Source organism: Leptolyngbya sp. PL-A3 (assembly GCF_039962325.1).
Lineage (GTDB): Bacteria > Cyanobacteriota > Cyanobacteriia > Elainellales > Elainellaceae > Vacuolonema.
This window is the reverse complement of record NZ_JAMPLB010000008.1, coordinates 170,758-191,536: the sequence shown is the minus strand read 5'-3', so window position 1 is coordinate 191,536 and position 20,779 is coordinate 170,758. Positions and strand designations below refer to the sequence as shown.

The 20,779-nt window shown below is 49.8% G+C and carries 17 protein-coding genes; 9 read left to right on the top strand and 8 right to left on the bottom strand.

Going from position 1 to position 20,779, the window contains the following annotated elements:
- Window positions 1–3: 3 nt before the first annotated feature.
- Complete coding sequence (locus NDI52_RS09150) at window positions 4–573, top strand: DNA-3-methyladenine glycosylase I (protein WP_190772639.1); 570 nt, start codon at window positions 4–6, stop codon at window positions 571–573.
- 51 nt (window positions 574–624) lie between these two features.
- Here NDI52_RS09150 and NDI52_RS09145 read toward each other — a convergent pair whose 3' ends face one another.
- The 4 genes from NDI52_RS09145 to NDI52_RS09130 all read right to left on the bottom strand — a co-directional run bounded on the left by NDI52_RS09145 (window position 625) and on the right by NDI52_RS09130 (window position 4,644).
- Window positions 625–1,365, bottom strand: a complete 741-nt coding sequence (locus tag NDI52_RS09145) for a Rho termination factor N-terminal domain-containing protein (RefSeq protein WP_190772640.1) — start codon at window positions 1,363–1,365, stop codon at window positions 625–627.
- Window positions 1,365–2,705, bottom strand: coding sequence for an AAA family ATPase (locus NDI52_RS09140; RefSeq protein ID WP_190772641.1), 1,341 nt, complete (start codon window positions 2,703–2,705; stop codon window positions 1,365–1,367). Before NDI52_RS09140 ends, NDI52_RS09145 begins: the two co-directional genes overlap by 1 nt.
- A 179-nt stretch (window positions 2,706–2,884) precedes the next feature.
- The gene (locus NDI52_RS09135) at window positions 2,885–3,457 is read right to left on the bottom strand and encodes a hypothetical protein (protein WP_190772642.1); all 573 of its coding nucleotides are present in this window, start codon (window positions 3,455–3,457) and stop codon (window positions 2,885–2,887) included.
- 59 nt (window positions 3,458–3,516) lie between these two features.
- Window positions 3,517–4,644, bottom strand: a complete 1,128-nt coding sequence (locus NDI52_RS09130; RefSeq protein WP_190772643.1) for an HNH endonuclease — start codon at window positions 4,642–4,644, stop codon at window positions 3,517–3,519.
- 415 nt (window positions 4,645–5,059) lie between these two features.
- Between NDI52_RS09130 and NDI52_RS09125 the strand changes: the two genes are divergently transcribed.
- The 4 genes from NDI52_RS09125 (at window position 5,060) to NDI52_RS09110 (ending at window position 9,446) form a co-directional block, all read left to right on the top strand.
- The gene (locus NDI52_RS09125; RefSeq protein WP_347280015.1) at window positions 5,060–5,653 is read left to right on the top strand and encodes a DUF697 domain-containing protein; all 594 of its coding nucleotides are present in this window, start codon (window positions 5,060–5,062) and stop codon (window positions 5,651–5,653) included.
- Window positions 5,654–5,695: 42 nt separating this feature from the next.
- Complete coding sequence (locus NDI52_RS09120) at window positions 5,696–5,836, top strand: hypothetical protein (RefSeq protein ID WP_190772645.1); 141 nt, start codon at window positions 5,696–5,698, stop codon at window positions 5,834–5,836.
- Window positions 5,837–5,913: 77 nt separating this feature from the next.
- A complete protein-coding gene (locus NDI52_RS09115; protein WP_190772646.1) occupies window positions 5,914–6,396 on the top strand; it encodes a glutathione peroxidase in 483 nt (160 codons plus the stop codon).
- A gap of 878 nt (window positions 6,397–7,274) precedes the next feature.
- Window positions 7,275–9,446 carry a glutamine synthetase III gene (locus tag NDI52_RS09110; protein ID WP_190772647.1) on the top strand — a complete coding sequence of 724 codons (2,172 nt, stop codon included), beginning with the start codon at window positions 7,275–7,277 and terminating at the stop codon, window positions 9,444–9,446.
- A gap of 338 nt (window positions 9,447–9,784) precedes the next feature.
- On the opposite strand, the gene NDI52_RS09105 is transcribed toward NDI52_RS09110, so the two are convergent.
- On the bottom strand, window positions 9,785–11,005 hold the full coding sequence (locus NDI52_RS09105) for a phosphoglycerate kinase (RefSeq protein WP_190772648.1): 1,221 nt from the start codon (window positions 11,003–11,005) through the stop codon (window positions 9,785–9,787).
- Between the two features lie 338 nt (window positions 11,006–11,343).
- Here NDI52_RS09105 and NDI52_RS09100 point away from each other — a divergent pair, with 338 nt between their 5' ends.
- On the top strand, window positions 11,344–11,751 hold the full coding sequence (locus NDI52_RS09100; protein ID WP_190772649.1) for a universal stress protein: 408 nt from the start codon (window positions 11,344–11,346) through the stop codon (window positions 11,749–11,751).
- A 213-nt stretch (window positions 11,752–11,964) separates the two neighbouring features.
- Here NDI52_RS09100 and NDI52_RS09095 read toward each other — a convergent pair whose 3' ends face one another.
- Window positions 11,965–13,011: a low specificity L-threonine aldolase gene (locus tag NDI52_RS09095; protein ID WP_190772650.1), complete on the bottom strand. Its 1,047-nt coding sequence runs from the start codon at window positions 13,009–13,011 to the stop codon at window positions 11,965–11,967.
- A gap of 224 nt (window positions 13,012–13,235) precedes the next feature.
- Window positions 13,236–14,273 carry a glycosyltransferase gene (locus tag NDI52_RS09090; protein ID WP_190772651.1) on the bottom strand — a complete coding sequence of 346 codons (1,038 nt, stop codon included), beginning with the start codon at window positions 14,271–14,273 and terminating at the stop codon, window positions 13,236–13,238.
- A gap of 1,134 nt (window positions 14,274–15,407) precedes the next feature.
- Between NDI52_RS09090 and NDI52_RS09085 the strand changes: the two genes are divergently transcribed.
- The 3 genes from NDI52_RS09085 to NDI52_RS09075 all read left to right on the top strand — a co-directional run bounded on the left by NDI52_RS09085 (window position 15,408) and on the right by NDI52_RS09075 (window position 19,899).
- Window positions 15,408–15,608 (top strand): hypothetical protein, encoded by a 201-nt coding sequence (locus NDI52_RS09085; RefSeq protein WP_190772652.1) that lies wholly within the window; start codon window positions 15,408–15,410, stop codon window positions 15,606–15,608.
- 115 nt (window positions 15,609–15,723) lie between these two features.
- Complete coding sequence (gene ylqF, locus NDI52_RS09080) at window positions 15,724–16,584, top strand: ribosome biogenesis GTPase YlqF (RefSeq protein ID WP_190772653.1); 861 nt, start codon at window positions 15,724–15,726, stop codon at window positions 16,582–16,584.
- Window positions 16,585–17,256: 672 nt separating this feature from the next.
- A complete protein-coding gene (locus NDI52_RS09075) occupies window positions 17,257–19,899 on the top strand; it encodes a DUF3536 domain-containing protein (RefSeq protein WP_190772654.1) in 2,643 nt (880 codons plus the stop codon).
- Window positions 19,900–20,087: 188 nt separating this feature from the next.
- On the opposite strand, the gene NDI52_RS09070 is transcribed toward NDI52_RS09075, so the two are convergent.
- Window positions 20,088–20,558: a phycobilisome protein gene (locus NDI52_RS09070; protein WP_190772655.1), complete on the bottom strand. Its 471-nt coding sequence runs from the start codon at window positions 20,556–20,558 to the stop codon at window positions 20,088–20,090.
- Between the last annotated feature and the right edge of the window lie 221 nt (window positions 20,559–20,779).

Genomic DNA, 20,779 nt, shown 5'->3' with positions numbered 1-20,779 from the left:
CCTATGCCACTGACCCGCTGTGCCTGGGTTACGTCTGACCCGCTTTATCTTGACTATCACGACCACGAATGGGGTGTTCCTGTTCACGACGACACCCGTCTGTTTGAATTCCTAATTCTGGAAGGAGCGCAGGCGGGGCTGAGCTGGTTGACGGTGCTGCGGAAACGGGAGGCCTATCGAGAGGCGTTTGATGGGTTTGATGTAGAGGCGATCGCCCACTACGACGACGCAAAAATTGCCACGCTCCTGACCAACGCCAGCATCATCCGCAATCGCCTCAAGGTAGAAGCGGCGGTACGCAATGCCCGTGCTGTGCTGAAAATCCGCCAGGAATTTGGGAGCCTCGATCGCTATCTCTGGCAGTTCGTCGATGGCCAACCGATCGTGAATGCCTGGAAATCGATAGCCGAAGTCCCAGCAGAAACGCCTGAATCTCGTGCCATGAGCAAGGATTTACGGAAACGAGGCTGCAATTTTGTGGGGCCGACGATTTGCTATGCCTTGATGCAGGCCTGTGGGTTTGTGAATGATCACACGACGGACTGTTTCCGCTACTTGGAAATGAAAAGCTGAATAGGAAGGTGGACGAAGTACACCTTCCTATTCATTCCAGTAGCGCTGAGATTATTGGCTGGCTTGGCTTAGAGCTGCAATAAGCTCGTCTTTTTTCATTTTGCTATAGCCATAAATTTTCTGTTTCTTGGCTAACTCCTTCAACTTGGCGGCTGTCATGCTTTGAAGAGAGATGGTATCGCCAGTGGCTTTTAAATTGCCTTCTAGTTTGTCTTCTGGTTCAGGTTCTGGCTGTGGTTCTGATTTGAGCTGTGGAGTTAGATAGAAGACTTGCTTGAGTACATCTAGCTTCTTCCCTTTTGTAATCCCGCACTTTAAGGTGACAACTGGATCGAGTGTCTTCCAAAATTGTCGGGGAGCTTCATCGATACGATTGGTGGCTACGGCTAACTTAATGGTTTTGAGAGGGCTGCCGGGTTGTTCCATGACATATTCCAGAGCTGCCATAATTTCATCTCTCGATGCTTTCGAGAGATTTACTTTTGGTATCTCTTCACCCGCTAATACGCGAGTAACTTCGGCGGTGTTATCGCTGTCGTCAGCAATAATGCACCAAACTCGTTCTAAGCCTGCTTCTTCTGCAACGGCATAGACAAAGGTGTTGCCAATGACCTCGTAGCGATCGCCTCCTACTTCTCTCACAATTAACGGAACCCAATTTCGCCTACCCTTTTCGTTCAGCAAATGAGCAGAAGCCTGAATGAGAAATTGAGGAGTATTCGTTCCTTTACCCGGATCAATTTCATCGAGATAAAGGTGCATTAAATTTCCAATATCTTTTGGATTCGCCATTATAGAAAATACTCCTTCACTAAGTTCTTGTAGTACTCAAGGGCTGATTTATCTCGAAAAACGGCAGGAACACGAAAGAACGCTGAACTCGAAATACTTGCATGGCCGGGTACACAGAGAACATGCGTGTCTTCTCCAGCACGGCGTCTCTTAGGAAAGAAATAAGGAGCTAAATCAAATCCATCGTTCCTTTTAGCCGCCTGAATCATGCTCTCCATAACTTTTTCTACGGCAGCTTTCTGAGGCTCCGTCATTCTTTCGCCATTAAAGAAAATGGGTAAAGCAATTGGACTGCCATCACTCTTTTCCTGTTGTATTTCAGGAATAAAATCCTTAATTGCAGTAACAGCATTTTCTAAAGAGAACAAGTTGTTGTGTTTTGTCGGAAGTAGAACAACATCTGCTGCATAAACTGCTAGTTTGCTGAAAAGACGCCAATTAGGAGGCGCGTCTATCAAAATATAATCGTATTCGTTTCTTAGAGATTTCAGTTTGCGATGAAGTAAGCCATTGCCTGGCTTATAACCATGTATCTTCAGCTCATTTTCGGCTTCAGAAACTAGCCTTTTATCTGATGGGATGACATCAAATCTGGTTTCCAGTTTTTTACTTCTAAATAAGAACTTATAAGGACGGATAGCAGTTTTTAACTCTGTATCGCGATTGATGAGAGCTGTGAAGAGAGCGTCTTCACTCAGTGGTAATCCTAATGCACTTGTTAAATCCTGTTGGTTGGGATCAAAGTCAATGACCAAGATCTTTTTTCCAAGCAGTGTAAGAATACCCGCAAGATTGACTGTAGTCGTTGTTTTTCCTACGCCACCCTTGTTATTGTATAGAGCTATTGTTAGGGCCCTGGAGGGAGACTCGATTTTCTCTCGAATTGTAGCTGTAATATCCTCGATATTATCCTTGTTAATGGGATGGCACGGAGTTGCAGGAAAAACGACCTTTCCATGTTTTCGGAAAAGTTGTATATGGCATGAATTGGTAATGATTCCCCATGCCGCTGAATGACATTCAGGAGCTAGCAAATACCGTTTCAACTGTTGAACAGTATTCTTATAGGGTTGGCTTCCTTCTGTCAGATTGACGTCCCTACCTTTTAGTTCGACTAAAAGATAGGGATTCTTTTTAGTGTTAATAAAAATGTCATCCCCAACATTCTTCCGGGCCGCTATATCGACAGCCATTCTGCGAATGGGATACTCAGGGTAAATTTCCTCAGCCTGAAAGCCTAAAGCTTCTAATAACTTGGTTGCAAACTGTCGATTAACAATCGCTTCCAGAGCATTTTCGGGCAAGCTTTGTAGTGCAGAGCGAAGGCTGATAGGTGTCATGCTTATAATCCGGGAGACTGCCAGGCATGTTTTTATATGTGCCCAGTTGGGGACAATTCTCCTTTCTAATAACCAATTCCCTATCAGGAAGCCCAAGTAAGCTTCATATGTTATTTATGAAATCGCAGCTGCACTTTAAGTGATCTACGCACACAACTGAAAGTCTTTTATGGTTCTTGTCAGCTTCTGCGGGCTTTGCACCATTTGCAGCTGCCCTGTCCAAGATTGACGCCGCAGGTGTTGCAGAAGGGGATCGATGGTTCTTTGGGTTTGTACTTTTCGGGGTCGAGGGCTTGTTTAGCGCGGCAGCGTTTGCAGCGACCGTAGCCGAGAGGGCGATCGCACGTCCGGCACCAGAATGCTTCACTAACGGGCTCAAAACGTACGGGTTTTCCTTTGGGAGTTTCAGTCGGATGAATCGTTAAATCATCATCGTGAATTCTTTGGCGTGCCTGTTCCAGAGCCGCGACCACTTTCTGTCGTTTGGGTTCTTTCCGTAAATAGAGCGGAAGCCGTTCATACCAACGCTGAATTAAAGACCGATCGATCTTTTCAAGAGACCGATCTAAGCGCGGAATGATGGAACTGGGATGAATTTTCTGCCTGTAGTATTCAAGCACCTGTTCAAGTTGCTCTATGGAATCAAATTTGAACGTGAATCCACAAACTTCAACGAAGTAATTCCATACAGGTTGCAAGGTTGAATGTTGGGTTCGGCGTTCTAAATTCTCCTCCTTCCAAACCTTTACCATCTTGCAGACCTTTTCAAAAATATCTTCGTAGAACAGGAGTATTAGAATAAGTAGTGCATTTAGAAGGCACAATTCTTACTAAAAGTTTCCAATAATATTTTCATTTCTCCAATACTCAGGGCTGGTGATTGATGGTGAATCATAGCATGACAGTTTGGGCAGACAGGGCGTAGATCTTTAACTGGATCAACTTCATACTCTTCTCCTATTTCCGCAATAGGACGCAAGTGATGGATATGAATAAAACCTTCGCCCAGGGGGCCAAAAATCTTACCAAAATTGAAACCACACACTACACAGCTTGAGCCGTAGTGATCGATACATCTCTGTCGAGCTTTAGGATCTCGCTCGTAAGTGTTGACTAGAACCTGCTTCACTGCCCCTTCACGGAATGCCTGTGTTGTGTCTACTTCGTCTGGGAAATGATGAGATGAGGGTTCAGTTTTTGGAGTTTGGTGCTTGCTTTGCCAGCGCCAAAAGCGCTCTGTATAGTCTCTAAAACAATCATCTTTTCCATTCAATACATTGGCTGCGGCACGGAAGATAGGAAAAAGCACTATAAAGTCGTGAAGTGCTGGAAGAATTCTGTCAACATTTTTAACCGGAAGATGAATAGGAGTTCCGCTAATGTAAGTGCCCTTCCATTCCCTTTCGGGAACCAACTGTAGTCTACTGATCAATTCAATAAAGTTTATACTCTGATCTTCATTAGGAGATTCAATTGTCTCCGAATAGAGTTCATATTCACCATATTCTAATAGTCGAATGGCTTCGCTCGGATACTTTTTAAGCACCTGAATGATCGGATTACCCTCTAACCCTCTTAACCCAAAAAAGTTGACATAAAGCCTGTCTTGGGCGCACTCAAACCTTTGCTGAAAAAACCATGCTTGGCCTTCTATCGCTAAACCAGCAGTTGCGACTTCAAACGGTTTAGTTTGTTTTGCGTTTGGACGGTGAGCCGGAGTTGTTGTTGTTCTGCACGATGAGAGTGTATGTTCGCCATAAATTTCATTAATCAAGCTGCAAGCCTTTGTAAGAAGGGTTTTAAGTTTTGGAACTAGTTGTTCTTGCAGTTGATCAGCACGTTTACGGGTGTCTTCAATAGTAAAAAGTAGCTGTTCGCGATCGCTAATTAACGGTAAGTCGCTAGAGGACAATGATCCTATTGCTCTGGCTAAATTCATGATTCCCCTTTTTGAAACAATATGTTTGGCAAAAAATCAATAGCTGTTTATGTTCTGTAAATTCATAAGGACTATGCTCACTCAGTAATTGTTGAGCAAACATTTATTTGAATGCACCTTAAACTTATTTAAGAGAAGTATTTAGAAGCTAGCTTCTCTAGGACGTCATAATATAAGACTGGAAAGCCTTGTTCTAAGGTAGCTTTCGCAAAGTTGAAACAACCTGCTCTTTACAAAAAGTTTAATTTTCTGAAAACTCTTCTCTGAATTCTGTAAATACTATCAATGAAGGCTTATTAAAGCCAAAAAATCGATTGGTTTGTGCTGTCAATGAATGAGTGTGTGACCACAAGAGTACTAGTGGTAGATACCTCTGGGATGTGTTTTAACTGAAATACCATTAACCGAGAGACAAATTCTCCTACTGTTTTATAGGGAAACACCCATGAGCCAGAATACGCAAGCTGAAGCGATCATCCGTACCCATGTGTTGTGGGCGATGGGTGGTGGATTGATTCCGATTCCTCTGGTAGATTTTGCGGCGGTTACGGCAATTCAACTGGAAATGCTTCAGCAATTGGCCCAGCTTTATGGCGTGGATTATTCCAAAAGCAATGGCAAAGCGTTTGTCTCGGCATTGACGGGAACAAGCCTGGCGCGGCTGGGAGCCAGCTTCCTCAAAGCCCTTCCTGGCGTTGGAACGCTGGTGGGTGGGGCTTCGATGGCGCTGACCTCCGGAGCATCAACCTATGCCGTGGGGCAGGTCGCTGTTAACCATTTCTCAAATTCGGGTACGCTGAACAACTTTGTAGAAGACCAGCTCAAAACGATTTACGATTCAGCCTTCGAGCGCGGAAAAACCTACGTATCTGATTTAGAGAATGATAAGGGCGATGATGCCGCCAAGATTTTTCAGACGCTAGAGCAGCTCGGCAAGTTGAAGGAACAGGGCGTGCTGACGGAGGAAGAGTTTCAGGCGAAAAAGCAGGAGTTGCTGTCTCGGCTTTAGAAAAGCTTGGCTGAAGTTGTAGAGGTTAGGAGATTTCCAACAATGAAATTACCCCCAGGATGTTGGTGCTTTGCCCGCGAAGCGGGCAAAGCACCAACATCCTGGGTAGATTCTTATGCAGAAACCTCCTTAGACACCGGGTGTTTTGAGAAACACTTGGTGTCTGAGTTTTGGGGTGAGTGAGCGGCGATCGCCCCACTTTACACAACTTCACAAAAAACCGTTACGCTACAAAATGGATTCCTAACTCACCATTTCCTATGAGTACCGTATCGGATATTGCTGTAAACACCATCACTGGCACTTCCAAGACATTGGGTGACTATGCCGGAAATGTTCTTCTCATTGTCAATGTAGCTTCCTATTGTGGCTACACTCCACAGTACGAAGGGCTGGAAGAACTGAACCAGAAATACAAAGACCAGGGCTTGCGAGTGCTGGGTTTCCCCTGCAACGACTTCGGGGCACAGGAACCCGGCAGCAACGAGGAAATCCAACAGTTTTGCTCGACCCGCTACGGTGCCAGCTTTGAGATGTTTGACAAGGTGCATGCCAAAGGAGCTGACCAGCATCCCCTATACGCGACTCTGACCCAGTCTTCCAATCCCCCTGGAGATGTTGCCTGGAACTTTGAGAAGTTTCTCATTAGCAAAACGGGGGAAGTGGTGGGCCGTTTTCCCAGTCGGGTTGCCCCAAATTCGCCTGAGCTGATTTCGGCGATCGAGGCAGAATTGGCGAAGTAGCGCGATCGCCCCACCAGATTCCTTTCGCTTTTCATTAGACCTTCTGCATGCATCGTTTTTGAGGACGTGAATCGTTGCGCAGCTTTGTTGCGCAACGATTCATGCAAGAAGTCTATTCTTTAGCTTGCCCCATGCCTGATGCTGATACAACCAGAGTATTCAGTCCGCTGGTTACCGGAGATGAGCTTGGCGAGCGCCCTGCTGACTCTACATTGCTGCCTCATTTCAAGCAGCGGTGATTCGGGTGTTGGGCGATCGCCTCACCTCTGCCTACAAGGAAATCGCTGATCTATTGAGAGCTTGATAAGAGGTGAGGCGAAATACAAAGGACCATAAAAGTCTCTAAAAAAAGCCCCTAAAAAGTATTGCTACTAATCAGAGACAAGGAATAATTCATCGGTCAAGTATAAGCCACTATTTATAGCTTTAGGGAATGTAATTCCGTAGGATTAAGGTTTACAAATAGTTGGAAAGCTGCCTTGACCGCCCTCTTCAGTAACCCAGAAATTCTCATTTTGAATTAAGCCAAGAATACAGTCTGCCGAAGCGGGCTGTTTCTTAGCTTAAAGGTGAGAGTTCATGCCCTACGGGTACAAACTCTTACCTTTTAAGCCCATAACAAGAATTACTGTCAGCGTTATCTTAAGGACCCTTTCAGTGATTTTTTGTGGTAAATTATGGCTTAATTTGTTGAGAGCTTGAATCGGGTTTTTGTCGCTTTACTATCTTTCATACCTTTTGTGCGATCGCCACACAGTACTCTCGGTGAGGGGTTGTTTGATTGAACGCTAGAAACGGTAGTTTTTGATAAAGAAGCTGTGTAAGAATCAGCCTTTCAAGCATTCCCTGACCCAATATTTAAGGACAAGCAGAGTTATATGAGCGGCAACGAGTCACGCTTCACCGCCATTTGTCAGATTACCGATCGCGAAAAAGTACCCGCCAAGCTTCCCACTCGTTTGGAAGAGTTGTGGGCAACCGATGTCTTCACTCTGAACAAAATGCAGGCGTGTCTGCCTAAAGATGTCTTCAAAGCGATTCAGAAAACAGTAAAAACGGGCGGCAAACTAGACGTCTCGGTGGCGGGGGTGGTCGCTGCCGCCATGAAGGATTGGGCCATTTCCAAGGGGGCGCTCTACTATGCCCACGTCTTCTACCCGATGACCAACATCACCGCTGAGAAGCACGATGGCTTCGTCTCAGTGCAAAGTGACGGCTCCGTAATTACAGAATTTACCGGCAAAGTGTTAGTGCAGGGCGAGCCGGATGGCTCCTCGTTCCCCAATGGCGGCATCCGCTCCACTTTCGAGGCACGCGGTTACACAGCGTGGGATGTCACCAGCCCCGCCTACATCATGCAAACGGATAACGGGGCAACTCTCTGTATCCCAACGGTTTTCATCTCCTGGACAGGTGAAGCCCTTGATAAAAAAACTCCGCTCCTCCGCTCCAATGCTGTCATGAGCAAAGCGGCTACACGGCTGCTCAAGCTGTTGGGTCATACCGACGTCGCTCCCGTCAACTCAAGCTGCGGAGCTGAGCAAGAGTATTTCCTGGTGGATACTCATTTCGCCAACAGTCGCCCTGACCTGCTCCTCACGGGGCGGACGCTGTTTGGTAGACCCGCCGCTAAGGGTCAGCAGTTTGACGATCACTACTTCGGCGCTATCCCCGAGCGGGTGCAAATCTTCATGCAAGACGTGGAAGAGCGCATGTATCGGTTGGGCATCCCGGCCAAAACCCGCCATAACGAAGTAGCTCCTGGCCAATTTGAAATCGCGCCTGTCTTTGAAGCGGCCAACGTTGCCAGTGACCACCAGCAGATGACCATGACGATTCTGCGGAACACGGCCAAGAAGCACGGCTTTGTCTGCCTGCTCCATGAAAAGCCGTTTGCAGGCATCAACGGTTCTGGCAAACACGTCAATTGGTCAGTGGGCAATGCCACCCAGGGCAACCTGCTCGATCCGGGCGACACTCCCCACGCCAACCTGCAATTTTTGCTGTTCTGCGGCGCGGTCATTCGTGGCGTTCACAAGTATGGGCCACTCCTACGGGCGGTGGTCGCATCCGCCAGCAATGACCATCGTCTGGGGGCCAACGAAGCACCTCCCGCCATCATCTCGGTATATCTGGGTTCCCAACTGGAGGATGTGTTCGAGCAAATTAAACAGGGGGATGTCAAAGCCTCGTCCCATCCTGGGGTGATGAGTCTGGGTGTGGATACTCTGCCAGAGTTTCCGAGGGATCCGGGCGATCGCAACCGCACCTCCCCCTTCGCCTTCACGGGCAACCGCTTTGAATTCCGTGCCGTGGGCTCCAACCAGGCGGTATCTGGCCCCCTCGTGGCCATGAATACAATCCTGTCCGACTCCCTCACCTGGGTTGCTGACGAGCTGGAAGCCGAGTTAGCGAAAGGGGCTGACTTGAATCAGGCCGCTTATACCGTGCTGAAAAAGGTTATGGAGCTTCATAGTGCGGTCATCTTCGGAGGCAATGGCTACTCCGAGGAATGGCACAAGATGGCAGTAGAGCGGGGGCTAAAAAATCTCCCGACCAGCGCCGATGCGTTGCCCGTCTTGAAGCAGCCTGACGTTGAAGAACTGTTCGAACGGACGGGTGTGTTGACAGCCAAGGAGCTAGAAAGCCGCTTTGAGGTCTATGGCGAGCAATACATTCAAGTCATTGCTATGGAGGCCAAGCTGGTTATCAGCCTCGCCAAAACGGTGATTTACCCGGCAGCGTTCCGCTATCTGACAGAACTCTCTAGCAGCATTGCCAGCTTGAAGGCGATCGGCATTGAATTGGAAAAAGAAAGCGCTGAGAAGGTGGCTGCGCTAACCAAATTGATGATGGATACCGTCAGCAAATTGGAAAGTGCCCTGGATAACCATGATTTCTCCAGCACTGAGGAGCACATGCAATATTCCGCCACAACCCTCCGTCCGCTAATGGATAAGGTGCGCGAGTATGCTGATGCCCTGGAGGGCGAAGTTGCAGATGATCTGTGGCCGTTGCCCAAGTATCAGGAAATGCTCTTCATTAAGTAGGGTGGTGGGCGATCGCCCTCATTCTAAAAGGCCAGACACCGGGTGTTTCCAAAAACACCTGGTGTTTTTTTGCCCTGAAGCCTTCAACAGGACTTACGTGTTTGTGTTGGGTGTGGTGTGCGAAGCACACCACACCCAACACAAACACGTAAGTCCTAAACAAAAAGGGATACCGATTCGGTATCCCCTCAACGTTGTTGAATCAAGTCTCAATTACTCAGGTCATCCCTTTATTTTTCCGGGTGCGAAACACCCGGAAAACTAGAAACAAACCTTAGGCATCAAGTCATCCCTTTAGTTTTTGAGGTGCGAAGCACCTCAAAAACTAGAAACAAACCTTAGGCATCATTCAGTGCTGAGATACCGGGAAGGACTTTGCCTTCCAGCAGTTCGAGGCTAGCACCGCCACCCGTGGAGATGTGGCTCATCTTCTCGGCAACACCCACTTTCTCAACCGCCGCTACGGAGTCGCCACCGCCGATGATGGTGGTGGTGCCGGTGCCGGTGAGTTCAGCCAGGGTGTGGGCGATCGCCTCAGTACCCTGTGCAAACTTGTCAAACTCAAACACACCCATGGGGCCGTTCCAGACGACGGACTTGCACTGCTTCAGGGCATCCTGGAACACCTTCACCGAGTCGGGCCCGATATCCAGACCCATCCAGCCATCCGGAATTGACTCAACGCTAACAGTTTGAGCGTTGGCATCGGGAGAGAAGTTATCCGCCACAACCACATCGGTGGGCAGCAACAGATCAACGCCCTTCTCCTTGGCTTTGGCTTCCAGGGTCTTCGCCAGTTCCAGAAACTCGTCTTCTACCAGAGACTTACCGACGCTCAGGCCACGAGCTTTGTAGAAGGTGAAGATCATACCGCCGCCGATCAGCAGCTTGTCGACTTTCTCAAGCAGCGCTTCGATAACGGTAATTTTGCTGGATACTTTGGAGCCACCGATGATGGCAGCTAGGGGACGCTGGGGATTGTCGATCGCATTCTGGAGGTACTCCAGCTCTTTCTCGATCAGGAAGCCAGCAACCGAGGTGGAGAGGTACTTGGTCACACCTTCTGTGGAGGCGTGGGCGCGGTGGGCTGTACCGAACGCATCGTTAACGTATAGGTCCGCAACAGAGGCCAACTGCTTGGCGAATTCAGGGTCGTTCTTTTCTTCTTCGGGGTGGAAACGCACGTTTTCCAGCAGAATGACCTGACCAGGCTTCATAGCGGCAACAACGCTGGCGACTTCATCCCCAATACAGTCAGAAGGCTTGATCACCTCTTGCTCCAGCAGCTCCGACAGGCGCTTAGCAACGGGGGTGAGGCGGAACTTGTCGGTCACGCGGCTGGCGAAATCATCCCCTTTGGGACGGCCGAAGTGGCTGCTGAGGATTACCTTCGCACCATTCTTGGTGAGGTAATTAATGGTCGGCAGCGCCGCACGAATGCGGGTGTCATCGGTAATGTTGCCCGCGTCATCGAGGGGAACGTTGAAGTCGTTCCGCACTAAAACACGTTTGTCTTGCAGGTCAGCCGCCGTCAGGCTGGAAACGGATTTCTTAGACACCTCTCTAACCCCCTAGGTGAGTGTTTATACCTATTATTATTGTAAAACGTAACGGTCTTATCTGAAATCCTTTACAAAAAAAGGGTAAGAATTGGGGATCGCACCCCGCTCTGTCTTTTTTGCTTCAGTCGCCAGACTGTGCCGTATTGGGGAGTTTATGGGTTTGGTGCCGACTTTGGGAATCGCTACTGTGGGGGGAACCGCCCCTACCCAAGCCATTACCATCCCAATAACGTTCTACACTCGTAGTGGGTGCGGCACCACCGTTCGGTAGGCTGTCAACACCCACGCCCCATTCAAAACTCTACAGGAATCTGGAACCCTGGCGAGGTAAAGCCATGTTTAAGACCGTTTTATTTCCGATCGATCACAGTCGCGAATCTCAGGAGGCTGCTGAGGTTGTTACCGATGTTGTAAAAAATTATAAAAGCCGTCTGGTGCTGCTCTCTGTCGTTGAAGAGCCTGATGATGCCACTACGGTGGAGGCCGATATGGTGTCACCCGAGGCGATCGCCGCACTTCTCCAAAACGCTCAAGAACTCTTTGCCAATGAAGGCATCAAAGCCGAAGTTATCGAACGGACAGGCAAGCCTGCCTTTGTCATCTGCGATGTAGCCGACGAACTCAATGCCAACCTCATTATTATGGGGTCCCGGGGTACGGGCCTGACGGATGAGGGCGCAGCTCATAGCGTTACAAACCGGGTGATTAACCTGTCGCCCTGTCCTGTGTTGGTGGTTCCTTAGCCACTATTTCGAGGCCAAGGCAGAAGCTAGTAGGCTGCGGCCTAAGTTCGCAACCTATGTTTTGTGTGGGGTGCTTCGCACCTCACACAAAACATAGGTGATGGATTTCTGCCTCAGCGTACTAGTACTCGACAGTTTAAGTCTGCCCATGTTTAAAGGTGGAGGGTGCCCGGTATCCCCCACCTTTAAACATGGGTTGATTTTGCCGCAAGGCTAAACCAGTTCCATTAAGTCCTTCACGTCGTGTACTAGCTCATCGATGCGTTCGCGTGTGCTACTCCACGAGCAGAGGAACCGCGCTCCACCTACGCCAATGAAGGTGTAGAACAGCCAGCCGCGATCGCGCAATCCCTTAACCACTCTCTCCGGTAACGTGACAAATACCGCATTGGCCTGCTGCGGAAACATCAACTCAACTCCTTCAATTCGAGTGAGCTCGTGAGCCATATATGCAGCACACTCGTTAGCATGTTGTGCGTTGCGTAGCCAGGCACCCGTTTCCAGTAAGCCTAACCAGGGGGCAGCAATGAAGCGCATTTTGGAGGCGAGTTGACCCGCTTGCTTACAACGGTAGGCGAAATCTTCTGCCAGATCCCGTTTGAAAAAGATGATGGCTTCCCCAACGGCCATACCATTTTTGGTGCCGCAGAAGCACAGTACATCGACCCCCACTTTCCATGTGAGTTCGGCGGGAGTGACATTGAGAGCAGCGATCGCATTGGCAAAGCGTGCTCCGTCCATGTGGATCTTCAGGTGATAGCGATCGGCTATGTTCCGGATAGCACGTAATTCTTCAATGCTGTAGAGAGTGCCCAGTTCGGTGGTCTGGGTGAGGCTGATGACCTTAGGTTTGGGGTAATGGATGTCGGTGCGGCGGGTGGCGATCGCGGCGATCGACTCTGGCGTTAGTTTCCCGTTTTCCCCCCGCCCCAGGAGTAACTTTGACCCATTGGACGCGAACTCGGGCGCACCACATTCATCCGTCTCGATGTGAGCTAACTCATGGCAAATAACGCTGTGATAGGACTGACACAAGCTGGCTAGAGACAGGGAATTGGCGGCGGTGCCATTGAAAACGAAAAACACTTCACAATCGATCTCAAACAACTCCCGAAAGCGATCGGTGGCTTGTTGTGTCCACTCGTCGTTGCCATAGGCTGGAGCGCTGCCTAAATTGGCGCGGTGGGTGTAGTCCATTGCTTCCGGGCAGATGCCGGAGTAGTTGTCGCTGGCAAATTGTTCAGGGAGTATGGAGAGCATAGGATTTGCGTGCGAGGTCAAAATCTATTGTTAGAGTGTCAAATTTCTGCAGATTCTAACGCTACAGCAAAAGCTAATTCGCCAATGTAAGAACAATAGCGCTGCTGGAAGACCTTCTGTATTCCACAACGCGATACTGTGTTCTAGGCGGGGGGTGAAAAGGGCACGAAGTACCTCTTCCACCCCCCCTATCCACTGTTCAAACTCTGCCTAGAGTGACCGCCTCAGAACCCCCACTGGTCAGCCACTTCATTCAGGATGCGCGTCAAATGCCTCCCTGCGGCCTGGTCTGAGAAGTATTCCTGGGCATAGCGTTGGGCGGCTTGCCCAAGGCGTTGCCGTAGGGCCGTATCGTTCCAGAGGGTGTCGATCGCCTCCAACATGCTCTCCGTAGAGTTGGGCTCGACCAACCAGCCGGTTTCGCCGTGAATAATATAGTCTTCAACCCCATTACAACGGGTGGCAATCAACGGCCGGCCCATAAACATGGCTTCTACGATGGTGACCTGCCCCGCCGCTGTAATGCCGTCCTTGGGTTGTAGAGGCACGACATTAATGCGGCCCTGCTGCGCTAACCGGAAACACTCAGTACGAGCAATTCCCAGAGGCGTTTGTACGTTCGCAGGAATTTGCAGCCCGGCCAGGGCTGATTTACCCGAAGCCACAATAGTTGGAATGTTTAGTCGCTTAACCGCCTCAAATAAGGTAGGAAAGTCGCGATGGGCTGACCCCAGGGATGCCACGAAGGGATGCTCCATTTCCTCCTCATAGGTCACGGAAATAGGAGCGCTCTGGTAGGGCACAAATTCAAATCGTTCGATTGGCAAATTCAACCAATCGCTATAAATTTGCCGTTCTCGCCGGGTGTGAACGACGAAGCGGTCAATATGCCGTAAGCTTGCGCGGGCCATCCATTTCCGCAACCCATCGGAGCAAGTACCGACGTTAAAAAGCCAGGCTACAACAGGCTTCCCATGCTGCCGTGATAGGTTTTGCTGGATGCCAACGGCTGAGGCCAGTTGAGGAAATACGGTGATGACCCCATCGGCACCCTCCTGTAGAGCTCGTTTTGCCTGATCTAAATAGACGAGCCACTCATCAAGGGAGGTAAATTTGCTTTTGCGATCGTGCCATTTTTCCAGGGGTTTTCTACGGGGAACATGGCGTAGAGTATGGCGATCGCTCTCCATAAACAGCTCTAGCCATTGGCTCTGAGCAACGTTGTCGTAGTGAACAAAGGGTGCAGCAATTGTCCATTCCATTGGGCAGGTCTCTCAAAATGCGGTTTCGGTAGGCAGCCAAAGGTAACGGCGTCTCTGGGTAAAATGTAAAACTTCATGACCGAGCCCGGCCATAGGAGGTAGCCCCGCTCCTATCTCTCAATCGAGAGTGAATAATTTGCCTGAGTTCTGGGCTTTGAGTGGCTTAGAGCATCTTTTAGGGGTCAAGTGAATGGCGCACTCAACTGCATCTACGCACTGGGCTTTCTGCAGCCATAGAGTTTGAGAACGATAGGGTTTGTACGTTAGGTGGACGAACCATGCCTCGTTTCGAGATTTTTTAGTCATCCTCCACGAGCTGATACCCCTGTTTTGCACCCATAAATTCAAAAGAAAACTCGTAAAGTTCTGCATGCACTCCTAACCCAATATATGCAGAGTAATGAGTCAAAAACTAAGGGGATCTACGGAACCGTCATAGTAATTAGAAGTTTAAACACATTAAATCACCCATTTTTTTATCATGACTACTAAAAGAACCCCTGGTTTTTTCGTAGAGCTTATCCATTTCTTTAAATACTCATCAATTTCTACATTTGTATACCCGTAAATTTAAGGAAACTTCAGCGAAAGAATAGAATTCCAGAGCTTTAAGTTCTGTACACATGAAGGGTGCAAAAAATCAACTTTTTGAATGCCTGTGAGAGCCAAAAACTGTGGCGATCACTTAACGAATGGCACAGCTTTTGGCTCTCATGCTTAACTGGGCAGAGCCGCTGATAGGATTTTGGAAAACGGTAGGGCGATCGCCTCTTCTCAATTCAATCAATCAGCATTGATAAAACGCTGTCCTACATAAAGCGGTAATTTTGTCTAGAAAAAATGCTGCAATCTGTACAAAACTCAGTTTTGAGAATCGCAAATTTTAGATAGCACCCTGTACAAGTCTGGAATCTCTAAATGCCTAGTACGCTGAGGCGGAAATCCATCACCTATGTTTTGTGTGGGGTGCGAAGCACCCCACACAAAACATAGGTTGTGAACTTAGGCCGCAGCCTACTAGTGAAGTGTCAGAGCATGAAACCCTGATGCTTGAACTGCAAGATGATGTCAAAAAATAATGTCTTTACCTTCTGGTCAATAGCTCAACTTAATTAAGCACAAAGCTAAAATACTGTGCGATCGCTCATATGCGACACAACGTGGCAAATCTATCTGCCTGGCAGCGAGGTCTACGGTAATCCCGTTTTCAATCAAGTTGGGGGGCTGAACCGTAGCAATTCTCATTTTGGAATGAAGTCCCGCAGCTCATTGAAGGTGGGCTACGGCGGTTTAAGCCTGGAGTTCGTGCCCTATGGGCGCGAACTCCAGGCTTAAACCTCATAATGAGAATCGCTGGCTGAACCGTACAGAAGCACCCTAGAATAGCATTGCCCCATCCAGGCGGAAGTTTGGATTTTGATGTAAATCCAACGTTCCCGATAATTGTGTTATGACCTCTCCTCCAATTCAGTGGTATCCCGGCCATATTGCAAAGGCTGAGCGGCAACTGCTGGAAAATTTGAAAAAAGTTGATGTCGTGCTAGAAGTGCGCGATGCCCGCATTCCGCTAGCGACCCAACATCCCCAGCTGAGCCAATGGATTGGCGAAAAAGAGCGGGTGCTGGTCTTGAACCGAGTGGATATGATCCCGGCCGTGTTTCGTACTGAGTGGGAGCGTTGGTTTCAGCAACAGGGGGAAGCCCCTGTCTTTACCAATGCCAATCAAGGAACGGGGGTGAATGGGGTCGCGAAAGCAGCTCAAGTGGTTGGCGATCGCTTGAACCAACGCCGCCACAACCGGGGTATGCTGCCTCGTCCAGTGCGGGCCGTTGTGATTGGTTTCCCCAATGTTGGTAAATCAGCGCTCATCAATCGCCTTCTCAAACGTCGGGCTGTAGAGAGTGCCCGTCGGGCTGGGGTCACGCGACAACTCCGGTGGGTGCGCATTTCCGATCAAATGGAATTGCTCGATGCTCCTGGTGTTCTACCTTCCCGCCTCGCTAACCAGGAGGCTGCTCTTAAGCTGGCCATTTGTGATGACATTGGCGAAGCGGCCTACGATAATCAGCGCATTACGTCTGCCCTGATTGATCTTTTAAAGGGGTTGCAGGAACACGCTCCCATGGGTGTGGAAGGATTGCGATCGCGCTACACTCTAGATCCCGAAACCATGACAGGCGAAAGCTATCTGGCCTCTCTGGCTGAGCAACGCCACAATGGCGATCAAGAACGTACGGCCCGCGAGATCCTCAACGATTTCCGCAAAGGTTTACTGGGTGCGATTCCCCTCGAAGTCCCTCCGATCAGCTAACTGCTGCAAGTAGGTTTGGTGACGTAGAGAATCCGAGCCCTAATTTTGCCGCTGTGAAGCGACGGCAAAATTAGGGTTTTGGCAAGATATTGATTTATACTCCTGGCCATTTTTGTTAGGACATTTGGCGAGAGTGAGTGCTCCGTACTCGCTCTCGCCGAATGTCTTAGCGAAAATGGCTGTAGCTACGAATAGAGGGAGCAGTTTGCGCTCCCCTATTCGTAGCTATGAGTGTGATGGAGATGATCTCGATAATGTATTAATGAAGGCAATCATAAATAGAGTCTAAAGATAAGCGCTCGTCGGCATTTTCGTGGGATAGTTCTAGGACTGAAAATGGAGCGATCGCCCTAAAATTGATGGCTACTTTCCACAGTTATAAACTGTAATCCTCCTCTCGGACTGTACTCTGTTCTGGAAGCAGGCAGTATAATCGACAAGACTTTGAGCGTTCCTAAGTAACAGGATTGTTGCCCTTAGATGCGGCTTCGTAATGGAATGAAATCAATTCTTCAACGATTTCTTTGATTTCATAACCTAAGGAACTGCAAGAAGTATAAATACCTTTTTTGATCCCTTCTTTTAATACTAGTTTTTAATTCGGTTTTTGGTTGATCCCTCACCTTATTGCGTGATCCCCGGTCAACATTGTCCACCGTTCTTCTGATCTCTATGACCTCCTCACACTTTTCCGATTCCATAACTGATCACGCGTCAAGTTCTGCCTCTCTGGCTACCCAGCCTGCTTCGACACGGGGGGGTGCCACGGCAACAGGTGTCTACGTTACGGTTCATGGGCACTTTTACCAGCCCCCTCGTGAGAACCCCTACCTGAATGCCATTGAGCGGCAACCCAGCGCGGCTCCCTATCACAACTGGAATGAGCGGATCCATCACGAGTGTTATCGTCCCAACGCCTTCGCTCGGGTGCTCAATGATCATGGAGAGTTACTGGGGGTCGTCAATAACTTTGAATACCTTAGCTTTAATATCGGCCCGACGCTGATGAGCTGGCTGGAGCAGGCCGATCCGGAGGTCTACCAACAAATTCTAGAGGCTGACCGCCGCAGTTGTGAGCGGTTAGGTGGGCATGGAAATGCGATCGCCCAGGTCTACAACCACATCATCATGCCCTTAGCCAATGAGCGCGACAAGTATACTCAAATTCGCTGGGGTAAGGCTGATTTTCGCGCCCGGTTTGGTCGTGAGCCCGAAGGCATGTGGCTGGCAGAAACCGCTGTCGATTACCCAACGCTCAAAGCTTTAGTGGATGAGGGAATTCGCTTCATTATCCTGGCTCCCTCTCAGGCTCAGCGGTGCCGCCCTCTGCCCACGAATGAGCATCCTCAGCCTAACTGGACTGAAGTTGGCGGTAGCCAAATTGATCCCAGCCGCCCCTACCGCTGCTATCTGAATGAGCCCTCGGGCGATCGCTACATCGATATCTTCTTTTATGACGGCCCTATTTCCCGTGACATGGGCTTTGGTGAAGTGATGAACAGCTCTCAGCACTTCGCTGCCCGTTTAGGACAGGCGGTGCGGGGAGATCATCGAACGGCGCAGTTGGTTTCGGTAGCCACTGATGGCGAGACCTTTGGCCATCACAAAGGCGGCAGTGAAAAGGCCCTTGCCTATGCCTTTACCCGCGAGTTTCCCGCTCGGGGCTGGATGGTGACAAACTTCGCTCATTACCTGAGTCTGCATCCGCCTACCTGGGAGGTTGTGCTAAAGCCTGTAACGGCTTGGAGTTGCTCCCATGGTGTGGATCGCTGGCAGGAGGACTGTGGCTGCGGCGGTGGTGGTTTGTGGAACCAGCAATGGCGGCGGCCTCTACGGAGTACGCTCAATTGGTTGCGCGATCGCCTCATCGATATCTATGAAACGGAAGGGCGGCGCTTCTTCCTTGATCCCTGGGTGGCGCGGGATGAATATATTGCGGTGGTGGGCGATCGCTCTTCCACGAACATCAGTCATTTCCTGACTCGTCATCAAACCCACCGCCTCAACCATGCGGAACGGGTAGATGCCCTGCGGCTCCTTGAAATGCAGCGCCATGCCCTGCTGATGTTCACCAGTTGCGGCTGGTTCTTTGAGGAAGTGTCGCGGCCTGAAGGCACGCAAATCCTGCGCTACGCTGCCCGCGCGTTGGAATTGGCTGAAGAAGTGACCGGGACGCAACTGGAACGGGAGTTTATCCAACGACTGGGAACGATTCCCAGCAACGTGGATCTCTTTAGTTCGGGTGCCGACATTTATCATCAACTGGTCTCCCCCAGCCGCATCAACATGAAACAGGTTGCGGCCCACTACGCCATCAGTTCCCTCTTCCAGACCTACCCGCAGGAATCCCGCATCTACGCCTACCGCACCCAACAGTACGATTACCAGTTACGGCGTATGGGGGCGATGACCCTGGCAGTAGGCCAGCTACAACTGACGTCCGAGATCACCAACGAAACGGCTTATCTCGTTTTTGCCGTACTGCATCTGGGCGGGTGGGATTTCTATTGCTGCATCCAGCCCTTCGCAGGTCGTCGCCTGTTTACCCAGCTGAAGGATGAACTGTTTGAGGCTTTTCAACTGGCTAGTGCGGCTCAAACCATCCAGGTCATGAACCGTACTTTTGGGGATCAGTCCTATAATCTCCAACACCTATTTGTAGAGGATCGCCACCGGATTATGCGGCAACTCAGTCAGGCTACCCTGACCCGGTTAGATCAGCTCTATACCCAGGTGTATCGCGATAACTTTGGGGTGTTGATGGCCTTCCATCGGGATGGTCTGGACGTGCCTCAGGAACTTCAGGTTGCTGCCGAAATTGCCATCAGCCATCGAGCGATGGTGTCGCTGCAAGCCCTGGAGCGAGAAACCAGTGATTGGCCCCTGACGAATTTGCAAATGTGCCACAGCCACTTAGGTGAGTTGGAGGCGATCGCAAATGAAGCACGCCAACTCCGCTGCCAAATTCGCACGGCTGAAATGCGTACCATTCTGGAGCGCGTTATTCTTCGTGCCCTCTGGCACTTGCTCTATGAGCTGGATCTGGAGACAGCGATCGAAGAAATCACTATTCTGGAACGGCTACTAATAGTTGGGCGGGAGGTCTGTGCTGGGCTATCGTGCGATCGCGCCCAGGAACTCTACCTGCGCCGTCTACAGGCAACCATCCTACCCCTATTACAGGGAGATGAGCGGCAGCGGGCGATCGCCCAACGCCTGATTCACCTGGGCCAATGCCTCTCAGTCGATGTAACTTCCTGGCAAGTACCAGATGCACTGCGTACCTCCAGCCCGAACTCAATGTCGCTATCCTAGGGGTTATCTTGGGGTTGCTTTTACACGCGTAAAGTGCTGAAAAAGTGATCTTAAGCCGCTGAGCATTTGCCATTTTGCTTCGGACATCGGAAGAGGCTTGGTGTAAAGCACCAAGCCTCTCTCCATTGCAAAGATAAGAGGCTGCTGTGCATTGCACAGCAGCCTCTTATCCTGATGAGTCAAACGTATTATGCGTGGGATTGCAGTGCCAGGATGACTCCATCCAGGTAGGGGCGAATGATAGAGCTGCTCGCTGGAATGCGGGCATCGATCATTTCCTGAAGGAAACGGTAGGAGCTGGCGCAGTGGTCATTGCGTTTGTAGGCCAACAACACCGTATCCAACCAGGACATCATCATTTCTTTGAAGAACACTTCGTCGTTCCGCAGGATGGACAGCGCAATATAGCGCAATACCTGGCTCATGTCATACAAACACCGGGGGCGATGCTTCTGAATCACCTCCGGGTGGAGCTGGGCCATCTTGTCCAGAGCGTCATTAACGAGCTGAGTGCTATGTTCCCGTAGAGCATTGTACGCTTCCAAACGGGTTGTGTAGCTCTGGGCAAATTGCTCCAGAGTTTGCAGTCCTCGCGCATCCAGGTAGGCCCCATCGGCATCCAGGAAGCATTCGTCCATGTCGTGATTGAGCGTGTGCATAGTGTTAGTCGGTATTGGGTTGATGTAGGTTGGTCGGGTTCATTCCCTTACAGGAAGGCAACGTGAGAATTCAAAACCCTTCAAGATGGACACAACGTTGAACAAATCCATAGCGGATGATCGCGCCAGCATCTCAACCATTGGAGAGTTAGATGGGCAGATGCGGTGTGGCTCTTAGCCTCTAATTTCAGACTGCCCTAGCCTGTGAAGTGATACAACAT